Origin of the sequence: Fundidesulfovibrio agrisoli (assembly GCF_022808715.1) — a bacterium.
GTDB lineage: Bacteria > Desulfobacterota > Desulfovibrionia > Desulfovibrionales > Desulfovibrionaceae > Fundidesulfovibrio > Fundidesulfovibrio agrisoli.
On record NZ_JAKZKX010000004.1, the window covers coordinates 155,911 to 167,565 of the forward strand.

At 69.1% G+C, this 11,655-nt stretch carries 12 protein-coding genes; 7 read left to right on the forward strand and 5 right to left on the reverse strand.

Translation table 11 applies throughout. The features are described 5' to 3' along the window. Positions 1-99 precede the first annotated feature (99 nt). The 6 genes from MLE27_RS04670 (at position 100) to MLE27_RS04695 (ending at position 3,771) form a co-directional block, all read left to right on the forward strand. Positions 100-561, forward strand: a complete 462-nt coding sequence (locus MLE27_RS04670; RefSeq protein ID WP_243310723.1) for a hypothetical protein — start codon at positions 100-102, stop codon at positions 559-561. A 174-nt stretch (positions 562-735) separates the two neighbouring features. After that, the gene (locus tag MLE27_RS04675; RefSeq protein ID WP_243310724.1) at positions 736-888 is read left to right on the forward strand and encodes a hypothetical protein; all 153 of its coding nucleotides are present in this window, start codon (positions 736-738) and stop codon (positions 886-888) included. A 161-nt stretch (positions 889-1,049) separates the two neighbouring features. Further along, positions 1,050-1,703 (forward strand): CBS domain-containing protein, encoded by a 654-nt coding sequence (locus MLE27_RS04680; RefSeq protein WP_279355683.1) that lies wholly within the window; start codon positions 1,050-1,052, stop codon positions 1,701-1,703. Next, a complete protein-coding gene (locus tag MLE27_RS04685) occupies positions 1,700-2,164 on the forward strand; it encodes a hypothetical protein (RefSeq protein ID WP_243310726.1) in 465 nt (154 codons plus the stop codon). The genes MLE27_RS04680 and MLE27_RS04685 overlap by 4 nt, the downstream gene beginning before the upstream one ends. A 6-nt stretch (positions 2,165-2,170) precedes the next feature. After that, the gene (locus MLE27_RS04690) at positions 2,171-2,737 is read left to right on the forward strand and encodes a hypothetical protein (RefSeq protein ID WP_243310727.1); all 567 of its coding nucleotides are present in this window, start codon (positions 2,171-2,173) and stop codon (positions 2,735-2,737) included. Next, the gene (locus tag MLE27_RS04695; RefSeq protein ID WP_243310728.1) at positions 2,734-3,771 is read left to right on the forward strand and encodes a DUF1786 domain-containing protein; all 1,038 of its coding nucleotides are present in this window, start codon (positions 2,734-2,736) and stop codon (positions 3,769-3,771) included. The genes MLE27_RS04690 and MLE27_RS04695 overlap by 4 nt, the downstream gene beginning before the upstream one ends. Before the next feature lie 84 nt (positions 3,772-3,855). On the opposite strand, the gene MLE27_RS04700 is transcribed toward MLE27_RS04695, so the two are convergent. From MLE27_RS04700 to MLE27_RS04710, 3 genes are all read right to left on the reverse strand, one after another. After that, positions 3,856-4,863: a carcinine hydrolase/isopenicillin-N N-acyltransferase family protein gene (locus MLE27_RS04700; protein WP_243310729.1), complete on the reverse strand. Its 1,008-nt coding sequence runs from the start codon at positions 4,861-4,863 to the stop codon at positions 3,856-3,858. A gap of 70 nt (positions 4,864-4,933) precedes the next feature. Further along, positions 4,934-5,257, reverse strand: a complete 324-nt coding sequence (ppnP, locus tag MLE27_RS04705; RefSeq protein ID WP_243310730.1) for a pyrimidine/purine nucleoside phosphorylase — start codon at positions 5,255-5,257, stop codon at positions 4,934-4,936. A 33-nt stretch (positions 5,258-5,290) separates the two neighbouring features. Further along, the gene (locus tag MLE27_RS04710) at positions 5,291-6,226 is read right to left on the reverse strand and encodes a hypothetical protein (protein ID WP_243310731.1); all 936 of its coding nucleotides are present in this window, start codon (positions 6,224-6,226) and stop codon (positions 5,291-5,293) included. A gap of 193 nt (positions 6,227-6,419) precedes the next feature. On the opposite strand from MLE27_RS04710, the gene MLE27_RS04715 reads away from it, so the two are divergent. After that, positions 6,420-7,961 (forward strand): sigma-54 interaction domain-containing protein, encoded by a 1,542-nt coding sequence (locus MLE27_RS04715; RefSeq protein WP_243310732.1) that lies wholly within the window; start codon positions 6,420-6,422, stop codon positions 7,959-7,961. Between the two features lie 319 nt (positions 7,962-8,280). Here the strand turns inward: MLE27_RS04715 and MLE27_RS04720 are convergent, their stop codons facing one another. Both MLE27_RS04720 and MLE27_RS04725 read right to left on the reverse strand, forming a co-directional pair. Then, positions 8,281-10,272: a sensor domain-containing diguanylate cyclase gene (locus MLE27_RS04720; protein ID WP_243310733.1), complete on the reverse strand. Its 1,992-nt coding sequence runs from the start codon at positions 10,270-10,272 to the stop codon at positions 8,281-8,283. Beyond that, positions 10,265-11,518 carry an HDOD domain-containing protein gene (locus tag MLE27_RS04725; RefSeq protein WP_243310734.1) on the reverse strand — a complete coding sequence of 418 codons (1,254 nt, stop codon included), beginning with the start codon at positions 11,516-11,518 and terminating at the stop codon, positions 10,265-10,267. The genes MLE27_RS04720 and MLE27_RS04725 overlap by 8 nt, the downstream gene beginning before the upstream one ends. Positions 11,519-11,655: the final 137 nt, after the last annotated feature.

Here is an 11,655-nt window from a genome sequence, read left to right on the forward strand (position 1 = left end):
TGATTGCGGCTCATAGTGAGCGGCGGCGAACTTAATAACAGTCTACAATCTGGAGTCTGAGTCATGAAACGCATTCTTGCTTGCAGTGTTGCCTGTGCCATGTTGCTGAGCGCCCCTGTTGTTTTCGCCGCAAACGACGCCGCTGCGCCTGCCGATGCGTCCAAGACGGTGAAGCAGGAGGCCTCCGTGGAGGCCAAGAAGACCGTGGACGTCAAGCCCGCGACCGCTGCGGAGAAGAAGGCCGCGCTTCCTGTGGAGACCAAGGCCGCCACGCCCGACAAGGCCCCGGCGAAGACCGAAACCACCAAGGCCGTGGAGACCAAGGCCGAGACTCCGGCCGTCAAGGCTCTGGAGGTCAAGACCGTCAAGGCGGAGCCGGTGAAGGCCCCCGAGGTCAAGGAGACCACGGCCGCCCCGGTGAAGGCCGAGAAGGCCAAGACCGCCAAGACCATGGAGACCAAGGCCCCCAAGGCCGCGCCTGCCAAGGCCCCCGAAGCCAAGGCCGAAACCGCCAAGACGGTGAGCGCAGTCCCCGCCGACAAGGCAATCAAGACCAACTAACGCCCAAAACCACTGCCGGGCGGGTTCACCACGAACCCGCCCGGCGGCGGGAAGGCATAAAGGGAAACGCCGGAGACTCCGATAAGACCGGCAGGAACGGGCGGCAGCCGGGGAGGAACCCCGGCACGCCGCATGCATTTCCGGGGCAAGCCCGGGTGATCGACGGAGGCAGCCATGAAAGCCGTGAAGCTGCGCAACTACCTGCAACACATACTTAATCCCGCACACGTCTATTGCCGCCTGCGCGACCTGGGGCTGGGCCGCGTCAAGGCCCGTAGAATGACCAGGGTCTACGCCCGCATCTACTCCCTCACCTGGCTGGCCTGAGCCCCCTCCCACCCGGGCGGGGGCCGCATCATCCCCTCACCCTTGACCTTCCCCCGCATTGCCTCCAGAATGCGCCCGCACCTGACGCCCCTGCACGGGGCTTCACGGTTTTTGAGCGCCTTGTGCGATCCCGGAGGATCTTCATGTTTGCCGGCCTTAAGATGCGTAAGGATTTCAGAACGATCAGCTCGCAGGCTGCCCTTTCCGAGGCGGCCAGAATGTTTGAACGCGAGCGCATTTGGGTGGTGCTCGCCATCGACGAAGGCCGCCTGGTGGGGTATCTGCGCCGCGAGGAAGTCAGCGCCGCGCTCCCGGCCCAGCCCGCCGGGGCGCGCATCGTCGAGGACAGCTTCCAGGCCCGTCGGCTCACCGTGGCCATGGCCATGCGCAAGAACATCATGCCCGTGCTCCCCGAGACCGAGATCGAGGCCGCCGCGCGCATCATGCACGACAGCGGCCTGGCCGCGCTCGCGGTGGTGGACGCAAAAGGCGAGATGCTCGGCTACCTCAATCACGAGGTCATGCTCGAGGTGCTCGTGGACGACATGGGCGGGGCCAAGGGCGGCTGCCGTCTCGTGTTCGAAGCCGAGGATAGGCCCGGCGTGCTGCACGAGGTCGCGGGAGTGGCCTGCAGGCGCAACGTGAACATCATTTCCACCAGCGTCTTCCGCCACGGGGACCGCAGCATGGTCGTGCTGCGCCTGGACGGCGGGGACGACGACCGGCAGGTCCGCCGGGAGATAGAGTCCCTGGGCTACAGGCTGGAGAACCCCGGGGACTTCACCTCCGAATGGACGCAGGAGAACATCCAATGAGACGAGCCATCGCATCGGTCCTGGCCCTGATTCTGGCGGCCGCCCTGGCCCTGCCCGCCCAGGCCGCCATGCGCGACGAACCCAAGGACTTCCGGGGGATCCCCTTCGGCAAGCGCTTCAACCCCGGCAACACCTTCGCCTGCGAGATGGACTCGGAGGAAGGCCTGCGCTGCACCCGCGCCGGCGACGACAAGCACCTCTGCGGCGTGCCGCTCAAGTCCCTGAGCTACCTGTTCATGTACCACTACCTCTTCACCGTGGACATGGAGGTGGACGGGCAGGAGGGCTTCGACACGATCGTGAAGGAGCTGACCGCCCGCCACGGCAAGCCCACCCCCCAGAGCGGCGGAACCAGCATGATAACGGGCAGGAACGTGGACATCATGCTCTATTACGACGCCGCCAGGCACACCGGCGAGATCGGCTACGTGTTCAAGAACCTGCCCTGCCCGGTGGAGTAGGCGGCCATGCTCCGGCTGCTCGCGCGTGACAAACTGCTCTGGGCGGCCGGGGCGCTGATCGCCCTGCTCATCGCCGGAGCCGTGTTGCTCAAGCCTTCCGCCCCGGACATCGGGAGCGATGTCCCGCTGGCGGGCAGGCAGGCCCAGGCCGAGCCCGGGCAGGACCCGGCCCTGGCGGCGGTGGTCAACGGCACTTTTCCGGCGCTTGACGCCGATTTGACGTTGGGCAAGGCCTTCGCCGCCTACCGTTGGTTCTCGGGCGAGCCCAAGTGGCTGGCGCGCGGCGCGGCCGGGAGCAGGCTGGTGGGTGTCACGGCCGTGCTTGAAGTCCCCGCCGCGGCGGCCAGATTGGGCGTGGGCTCCAGCGCGGCGGCGGTGCTCTACGTGGCCGAGTTCGAGGTCTCGCCGGACGGCGCATCCTTCAGGCCGGTGCTCTCCGCGCTGGAGGTGCGCGACGCCTCCAACAGGCTCCTGACGCGCTTTCCTGACCCGGAGTTCGTGCTCGTTCGCCGGGTGATGCGCGGGCTGGAGCCCGCCCTGGACCTGCCCGGCCAGCACAGGAAGGCCCCATGAATTCGATCCTCTGCCTGGATATCGGCAGCGGCACTCAGGACGCGCTGCTCTACCGGCCCGGCATCCCCCTGGAGAACTGCCCCAAGTTCGTGCTGCCCGCCCCGGCCCGCATGGTGGCGGCCCGCATAGCGGAGCTCACCAAGCGTGGGGCGCCCCTCCACCTGCACGGGCGCAACATGGGCGGCGGCTTCTTCAAGGCCGTGAAGGCCCACCTGGCCGCCGGACTGGCCGTGAGCGCCCACCCCCGTGCCGCCCTGGCCCTCACGGACGACCCGCCCTCCCTGGAGCGCCACGGCATATTCCTGAGCGACCGCTGCCCGGCCGGGCACGTGGCCGTGCACCAGGCCGACTACGACCCCGCCTTCTGGCAGGGCCTGCTGGCCCAGGCCGGGCTGGAGCCGCCGGACCTGGTGCTGGCCTGCGCGCAGGACCATGGGCACCACCCCGGTCAGTCCAGCCGCATCGGGCGCTTCAGGCTCTGGCAGGGCGCGCTGGAGCGCACCTCCGGCAGGCTGGAGGACATGCTCTACGCCGTTCCCCCCGCCGAGTTCACGCGCCTGGCCGAAGTGCACGACGCCACAGGCGGAGGCCCCGTGATGGACACGGGGCCGGCCGCCGCCCTGGGCGCGCTCTTCGACCCCGAGGTGCGCAGCAGCTCCGAGGAGGAGGGCGCCCTGATCGTGAACATGGGCAACAGCCACATTCTGGGCCTGCTGGTGTACCAAGGCCGCTTGTTCGGCGTGTTCGAGCACCACACGGGCATGCTTCCGCCGGATGAGCTGGTGCGCCACCTGGAGCGCTTCCGTGCGGGCGAGCACATCCACGAGGAGGTGTTCTCCTCCGGCGGGCACGGCAGCGCCGTGCGCGCACTGCCCTCCACGTTCCGGGCCACCTACGTCATCGGGCCTCGCCGCGCGGACATCCCCGGGCTGAAGGCCGTCCACCCCGCCCCCGGCGGGGACATGATGCTCACGGGCTGCTTCGGCCTGCTTGCCGCCTGGAAGCACACCCGGGGCGAGGCTCAGGCTGGCTGATCCCCGGATCTTCCAAAAAGTGAAAACGCCCCCGGCATCTGGCATGCCGGGGGCGTTCGACGTTTGTGGGCCGGCTCGGCGGGGCTACTGCCGGGCGGGAGCGCCGGGCAGCGGCAGGTCCGGGAAGGCCGGGTCCGAGGCCAGGAGCTGGCTGGTGCCGGGGGGCGTGCGCTCCCAGAAGGTTCTGTTCAGGGGGAGGCGCATGATCCAGGGCCGCTGCGGGTCGCCCCAACTGCGCACCATGAGCAGCGGCGGGCCTTCGGTCGGGATCTCGGCCATGAAGGCCGCCAGGGTCCGGGTGGAGGTGGGCTTGGAGCCGGTGCGGAAAACGGAGTCGTCAGGCCCTTGCGAGGTGTCCATGCCCAGGCGCTCGAACTCCTCAAGGCTGTGGCTCTTGGAGCGGGCCAGCATGGCCTTGATGCCTTCCAGCCGGGCCGTGCTGCTGCGGCCCACCGTGACGTTGGCCGAGGCCAGCTCCGGGGCCAGGAAGTGGTTGGTGTGGATGAGCGTGCCGCCGCGCATGGCGGGCCCCCGGCCCGTGGGAACGTTCTCCCGCACGGCCACGGCCCCTTCCGGGGCCACCTCCACCCAGGCCGTCTTGGTGGAGTCGGCCAGCATGTAGATAACGGGGGCGTGCTCCCCGAACCATTCCCGGTTGGCCAGGGCCTCGCCCACGGACCCGCAGCCGTTCAGCAGCCGGGCGGTCAGGGCCTTCACCCCGGAGGGAACCTTGCGCTGATCCTTGGGGACGCTCCCTGCCGTGGCGCTGACGATGGCCAGCCCGGCCTCGTTCATGCCCGCCACCAGGGTCTGCCTGCCGTCCACCAGGGCGTAGAGCCCCACATAGGCCAGGCCCCGGTCGGGGCGCACCAGCACCAGGCGCGACCAGGAGTCGGGCGCGAAGTCCCGGTTCTTGGCCAGCAGCGAACCGCCGCCCGGGACGTCGCCCACGGCGGACCAGAGCGTGCAGGCCCAGCCCCGCGCCGGGAGCGCGCACAGGGCCAGCGCGGCCAGCAAGAGCGAACAGAGCCCGCGCCGCGAAGGACGCGGGCGGGCCGGCCGCACTTGCGGGGACAACGTGAAGTCGCACACGTCAAACGCCTCCGCTGTCTCCGGGGAAAACCCGGGATGGTTGGTTCGCATCCGCCGGGGCGGTACGGCGCTAGCCGAAGATGCAGACGTACTGGGCCAGTCCTTCCTCGACCACCATCTCGAAGGAGGTGTTGGCCGGGATGGAGAAGGACTGCCCGGGGCCGTAGGTGCCCCATTCGTCCTCGCCGTCAACCTTGGCCCGGACGCTGCCCGCGATGATCTCCATGATCTCGGGGTCGCCGGTGGTGAAGGTGTAGCTGCCGGACTGGCACACGCCCAGGGAGCGGCGCACGCCGTTTGCGTCGGTGATGGAGTGGCTGACGACCTTGCCCTGGAAGAAGACGTTGGCCAGGGCCTTGGCGTCGACATTCTTGAAGATCTCGGGGGACTGCATGGTGCTGGGGCCTCCTGTAGGTTGAGCGGACGGTCACATGCCGCAGTTGTAGCTGATGGGGCCGAGGATATCCATGAGCAGCCTGCCCACCTTGAATTCGTGGCCCTGCATCGGGAACTCCTCGACGAGGTCGGTTCCGAAGGCCACCTTGCCCGGCGGGAAGGAAATCCGCAAGGGCACGGTCTCCTGAACGCGCTCGTCGCAGAGGCTGGGGGTGCGGTCCGGGGCGAAAGTCCTGGTGGAGCCGTCGGGCAGGGTCACCTGCACGGTGTTCATGGGGGCGGCGATGGATTCGACGGAACCGTCGGGGGCGAAGCACAGCGAGTTGCAGTCCCCGTGGATGCCCAGGGCGTCGGGATCGAAGGCCTCGATCCTGCCGATGGGCGTGGGCACGCCGAGCATCTTCTCCGGCTCGAAGGAGCGCAGCTGCCCGCCGGGGTGGAAGGCGATGCCCACCCGGACGCGCTGGCGGCCGACAGGGGTGTCGATCTCCACCGCCTCGCCGGGCCAGAGCGTCACGCTGCGCAGCTGCCCGCCGGGGTGGAACTGCACGCCCACCATGCGCGCGGTGATCTCGCCCGCCGGGGTCTGGAGGGTCAGGGGCTCGCACAGGGCGGCCTCCTCCTTCTCGGTCCAGTAGCCGGAGAGCTTGCCGTTGAGCGGGAAGACGCGGCGCAGGCTGCCGTCGGGGTAGAAGTTGAGCATCTCGGCCAGGATCTCGCCCAGGGGCGTGGCCACGGGCGTGCGGGTCTCCAGGGCGACGCCGCGCAGGGTGCCGTCGGGGTAGAACAGCAGGGGCTCCACCTTGGGGCGGCGCATGTCGTCCGTGGAGTGCTGGGGCGTGAGCCTGCCCCAGGGAGTGTCCAGGGTGTTGGGGCCTTCGGGAACGCAGGAGATCACGGCCCCCTGCGCGTCGGTCTCAATATGGGTCACGGAGTTCAGGACTCCGTAGCGCGTCTCGATCTTCATGGGAGTCACCTCTCGGGCATGATCGTGCAGGTTGCGGAAAATGTCAAAATATGCCCGGATCGGGGCCTGCGCAAGCCGCCTGTCGGCCCCTGCCGGGAGCTCCCGGGCGGCTGGGTGATAAATAGTGAAAAATCAAGCCAAAAAGCACACGGTACGCGTTGAAATGCGTTTGACTTGCGGATAAGAGGCTTTCATGCCGGGAAAGACGATACTCTTCGTGGCCCAAGCCCACACCATCACTCCGCTGTTCGGGCATTTCAAGGATGCCGGAATGGAGGCGGGCATTGCGGACACGCTCTCCGGCGCGCTGGCCTTCATCCGCAAGTCCGGCCCGTGCCTGGTGTTCAGCCAGGCCAAGATCGGCGGGGCCTACAACGCGGGGGCGCTGCTGGCCGCCGGGCGCGACGCGGACGAATTCCCCCCCGTGATCGTCTTCTCCGACCGGGGCACCGCCCAGGAGGCCCAGGCCTTCATGGAGCAGGGCGCCCGCGACTACTGGCTGGAGCCCCTGCTCTGGGAGAAGATCCTGGCCGTGCTCCCCGGCGTGGAGACCTGCGTGGAGGACGCCGCCGATACGGCGGTTCAGGCCCAGGCTCCCCTGGCGGCCGCCGCCGCCATGTCGCAGGTCCAGCAGGGCATGCCCCAGGCCCATACGGCGAGCCCTCCGCCTGCGCAGCCCGCGCCCGCCCGGGCCGCATCGCCCGGTGTGGTGGGGGAGCGCTTCGCCATCATCGGCGGCCACCCGGCCGTGCTGCGCGTGCTGGCCCTGGCCCGGCAGGTGGCGCGCTCCAAGGCCACGGTGCTCATTTCCGGCGAGTCCGGCACCGGCAAGGAGATGTTCGCCCGCTTCCTGCACGCCCACTCCGACCGGGCGGGCAAGCCCTTCGTGGCGCTCAACTGCGCGGCCCTGCCCGAGCACCTGCTGGAGAGCGAGCTCTTCGGCCACGAGAAGGGGGCCTTCACCGGGGCCATCGCCAAGAAGCTGGGCAAGTTCGAGCTGGCCGCCGGGGGCACCATCCTGCTCGACGAGATTTCCGAGATGGAGCTGGCCCTGCAGGCCAAGCTGCTGCGCGTGCTGCAGGAGGGCGAGTTCGACCGCGTGGGCGGCACCGAGACCGTGCGCGTGGACGTGCGCGTGCTGGCCACCACCAACCGCCGCCTGGAGCAGTACGTGGAGGAAGGCAAGTTCCGGCAGGACCTCTACTACCGGCTCAACGTCATTCCGCTGAAGCTGCCGCCCCTGCGCGAGCGCGGGGAGGACATCCTGGCCCTGGCCGCCTTCTTCGTGGACAAGAACTGCAAGGCCTACGGCCTGCCGCGCCTGGCCTTCTCGCACGAGGCGCGGGACTGGCTGCTTGCCTACGAGTGGCCCGGCAACGTGCGCGAGCTGCAGAACCTGATGGAGCGCGCGGTGCTGCTGGCCGGCAACGGCCCCATCGAAAAGGTGCACTTCCTGCTCGAAGGGGACGACTTCCCCCTGGCCGAGGAGCCGCCCGTGACCATGGAGCGGGTGACCTCCCTGATGGAGCCCGCCGCCTCCCTGCCGGACGACGGGGGAAGGGGCATGCCCCCGGGCATCGTGCCCCTGGACGTGCTGGAGCGGGAGATGATCCTCAAAAGCCTGGACCAGACCGCGGGCAACAGGACCCAGGCGGCCCTGCTGCTGGGCATCTCCGTGCGCACCCTGCGCAACAAGCTCTCGGAATACCGCCAGCAGGGCATGGAAGTCCGCTAGGCTCCGCCGGGCGGCCTCTTTGCTTCCGGGCCTCCACCCCTGACCGCATCATGTTCCGATATCCGGGTGAGCGGAGCGTGCGATGTGAAGTGCGCGTGCCAGCAGTTCACGAGGGCGGTCGTTTTATCAAGCGAACCACGCGAGAACCGTAACGCGCCAGCTGTTTCCGATGCCTGACCGGCTGAGTCTCCCCCCCCCGCCTGACACCACCACGCCCGTAAAGGCACCGTGCAGCCGGTGCTTCCGGCGCTGGAGCGCACCACGTAAAATCGGTGAATTTCTGTTGTGAAAGCGGGTGAAGGCGCTTCACCCGTGAGTGCTAGAACCCGGCGTAGCCATGGCTCCCGCGCGAGCGGACCCGCCGCACCATCTCCAGCGCCTCCTGGGCGGTGAGCGGCCTGAGCGAGCCGTCCAGCGCCCCTTGGCCAAGCGGCCCCTGCGGGCCGAGAACGGCCTCCCTGCTCAGGGTGTGCTCCTGCGCCTCCAGGCCCAGGGAGTCGGCCACCTTTCGCAGGCAGGCCGCCTTGACCTCTTGGTCGGCCTCGGGGGAGGCGGCGTCCTCGACACAGGGGTCGATGCGCATGCTGTCGATGAGCTCCGGGTGCTGGCCCAGGAAGCTGAAGAAGCGCTCCCCGAAGTCCCCCACGCAGAGCCTGACCCCGAACTTCTTCAACCGCCTGAGCTGCTCCGTGAGCCGCTCGGTGGATTCGAGCAGGCTGTGCTCGGGCACCTCCAGGCGCAGGGCGCTGCCGGGGAGCCCCAGGTTCTGCAACGTCTCCTCCACTGCGTCGGGTATGCCGGAGCGGGGCACCAGGGACCGCCCCAGGTGCATGGTCAGGGCCAGGCCGCCGCAACCTGATTCCTCCCGCCAGGTGGCCAGTTGGGCCAGGCCTTCCGAGAGCGTGCGCTCCCACAGCTCCCACTCCAGGCTGGAGTGCTTGGCCAGGTTCCACAACTGCTTGCCGTAGATGAAGCCGCCCTGGCCGTCGTCCCAGGCGGGCACGGCCTCGAACCCTGTAAGGTTCGGCCCCTGCGCCGCGAAGGTTGGCACGAACAGCGCGGTGGTGCGGCCCGCGTGCAGTGCGCTGCGCAGCCGGGCCACGTGGGTGGTTCTGGATCGCTCCAGGGCGCGAAGCGCCTTGCAGTACACGCGGATGCGGTCCCGCCCGGCCTGCTTGGCGGCCTGCATGGCCACGTCGGCCTGCTCGATGAGCTCCTCAGGGGTGCTCAGGGAGCTGGGGCCGAAGGCCAGCCCGAAGCTGGCGCTGATGCCCAGGGAGAAGCCCTCCAGGTCCAGCGATTCGCCCAGGTTGGCGCGCACCCGCTTGATGATGCGCACGGCCTCGCCGGGGCTGGTGAGGTCCTCCAGGAGGATGACGAACTCGTCGCCTCCGATGCGGGCCACGGTGTCCAGCTCGCGCAGGCCCTCCTGCACGCGCCTGCCCGTCTCCACAAGAAGGGCGTCGCCCGCGGCGTGGCCCAGATGGTCGTTGACGAGTTTGAAGCGGTCCAGATCCATGAAGGCGACGCAGAAGGCGGCGTTCTCCTGGTTGCGGTTCCGGCGCATGCCGCGGCGGATGGCCTGCATGATGCGGTCGCGAATGAGGGTGCGGTTGGGCAGGCCGGTGAGGGCGTCGTGCAGGGTCTGGTGCTTGAGCTGCTCCTCCACGGCGCGGCGGCGCTCGATTTCTCGGCGCAGGCTCCGCCGGGAGCGCTCCAGGTCGCGCACGCGGTCCTTGAGTTGGGCGTTGGCGGAGCGCCACAGGCTGTAAAGCTCCACGCTCTCCAGCAGGGCGGCTGTGTTGCGCAGCACGATGGTCACCAGCTTGAGCGGGGCGTCCTGGATGGTCTTCACCTCCTGGTCCAGCAGGCCCAGGAGGATGCCCCGGATGCGCGAAGGCGTGCTCAGGGTGTGCACGAAGAGCTCGCCCTTGCCGGACTTGGGCGTGGTGAACACGGGCCCATCGCGGTGCAGGGCCCAGGGCGCGGACCCGGTTTCGGCCAGGTGGGCCATCTCCCGCTCGAAGAAGCGCCTGCGCGAGGGCGGCCAGCACTTGGCCAGGTTGAAGCCGCCGCCGGGTTCGCGGATGAGGTAGTAGGCAAGCGCCTTCATGGGCACCAGGCCCCTGACGCGCTGGGCGGAGTCGGCCAGGACCTGGGCCGGGTTGTGCATGGAGCGGGGTGTGGCCCCGACGCCCATGGCCGTGGCGAGCTCAAGGGCTTCCATGGTCAGGCAATATGCCTGCTCCATGGCTTCGAGGCGTTGTTTGGGGCTGGCCCTGCGGGGTCTGCTCTCGGCCTGGCTAGCCATGTTCGTCGAGCAGGATGTGCCCGATGTCGTCGAGTTGGCGCTCGCCTTGGGCTGCCGCCGCGCCGAGCGCCGAGAGCGGGATGTTCATCTGCTCCCAGGCTTCGGGGATCAGGGGCGGGGCGGCCGGAGCGCCGCTTGCGCCCATGTGCAGGGTGTGGGCCATCAGGTCGGCCAGGTGCACCAGGGCGGCGTCCTGGCTGCTGGTGCGCGGGTCGTAGGCGTGGTGGTCCGCCACGGCGTGCTCCAGGGCCGGGGGGAAGCGCCAGGCCTGCAGCAGCCTGGAGCCGAGCGCGGCGTGGTCGAACCCCCAGGCCTCGCGTTCGGCTTCGGCCAGGGAGATGTCCTCCTCTTCGGCCAGGGCGATGGCCTGGGCCACGAGGGCCGGGTGGTTCTTGAGCATTATCAGGCGGCCCACGTCGTGCAGGAGCCCGGCCACGAAGCAGCGCTCCTCGTTGGGGTGGCCCGCGGTCACGGCCAGCAGGCGGGCCAGCACCCCGCAGGAGAGGCAGTGCTTCCAGAAGGAGCGCATGTCCAGGATGTCGCGGGGAATGTCGGAGAAGTAGCTTATCATGGAGACGCCCAGGGCCAGGCTGGTCAGGCGGTTGGCCCCCACCACGGTCACGGCGCGGTCGATGGTCTCCACGGGCTCGGGGAAGCTGTAGAGCGCGGAGTTGACCAGCTTGAGCAGCTTCGCGGAGAGGGCGGTGTCCTTGCCGATGATGGAGGCCACGTAGCCGTAGGAGACGTTGGGGTTCTTGAGCGCCTCCAGGGTCTGGATGACCACCTGGGGCAGGGTGGCCAGCTTGCCGGCGCCGCTGGTGAGCTTGGCGATGCTCGGGCGCTTGCGCGGGTCGGGGGTGCGGGCCGCCGCCACCGGTGGGGTGGGCCTGGGGGCGCTGAAGGAGCCCTGCGGCGCATGGCCGGACTGGATCATCTGGATCACGGCCACGCGGGCCAGTTCCTCGGCCGCCGGGTGGGCCGTGCCGCTCAGGCGCAGGCGCTGCGCGGCCTCGCGGGTATAGGCCTGGGCGCGCTCGGGGCCGAGCAGCTCAAGGCGCTTGCGGTCCAGCTCGGCCTGGCTCTGGCCCTGGATGGCGACCTCGGTGACCCCCCAGAACTTGAGCGTCTGGATGGAAAGCTCGTCGAGCCCGATGCCCTCGGAGAACAAAAGGCGGCCCTGGCGGCTGCGCGCGTCGGACGCCAGCACCATGCCGGGTTGCAAGTCCTCGATGTAGACCGTGCCCATAGTTCTCCTGCTTTCAGCCTATTGCGGTTCTCCGTTCATTTCCGATAGCCCACATGGGCTTCGCATGCAAGATTGCCCCCGAAAATCGCGGAAGGTTCGCCAGGGTTTGCAGCGGCCTGGTTTTGGGGTATCCAGCC

Excerpts from the sequence above, each read along its gene's own strand:
- MLE27_RS04675 (WP_243310724.1), top strand. The coding sequence starts at position 736 with ATGAAAGCCGTGAAGCTGCGCAACTACCTGCAACACATACTTAATCCC.
- MLE27_RS04695 (WP_243310728.1), top strand. The coding sequence starts at position 2,734 with ATGAATTCGATCCTCTGCCTGGATATCGGCAGCGGCACTCAGGACGCG.
- MLE27_RS04685 (WP_243310726.1), top strand. The coding sequence starts at position 1,700 with ATGAGACGAGCCATCGCATCGGTCCTGGCCCTGATTCTGGCGGCCGCC.
- MLE27_RS04720 (WP_243310733.1), bottom strand. The coding sequence starts at position 10,272 with ATGGCTAGCCAGGCCGAGAGCAGACCCCGCAGGGCCAGCCCCAAACAA.
- MLE27_RS04725 (WP_243310734.1), bottom strand. The coding sequence starts at position 11,518 with ATGGGCACGGTCTACATCGAGGACTTGCAACCCGGCATGGTGCTGGCG.
- MLE27_RS04670 (WP_243310723.1), top strand. The coding sequence starts at position 100 with ATGTTGCTGAGCGCCCCTGTTGTTTTCGCCGCAAACGACGCCGCTGCG.
- MLE27_RS04710 (WP_243310731.1), bottom strand. The coding sequence starts at position 6,226 with ATGAAGATCGAGACGCGCTACGGAGTCCTGAACTCCGTGACCCATATT.
- MLE27_RS04715 (WP_243310732.1), top strand. The coding sequence starts at position 6,420 with ATGCCGGGAAAGACGATACTCTTCGTGGCCCAAGCCCACACCATCACT.
- MLE27_RS04680 (WP_279355683.1), top strand. The coding sequence starts at position 1,050 with ATGCGTAAGGATTTCAGAACGATCAGCTCGCAGGCTGCCCTTTCCGAG.
- ppnP (WP_243310730.1), bottom strand. The coding sequence starts at position 5,257 with ATGCAGTCCCCCGAGATCTTCAAGAATGTCGACGCCAAGGCCCTGGCC.
- MLE27_RS04690 (WP_243310727.1), top strand. The coding sequence starts at position 2,171 with ATGCTCCGGCTGCTCGCGCGTGACAAACTGCTCTGGGCGGCCGGGGCG.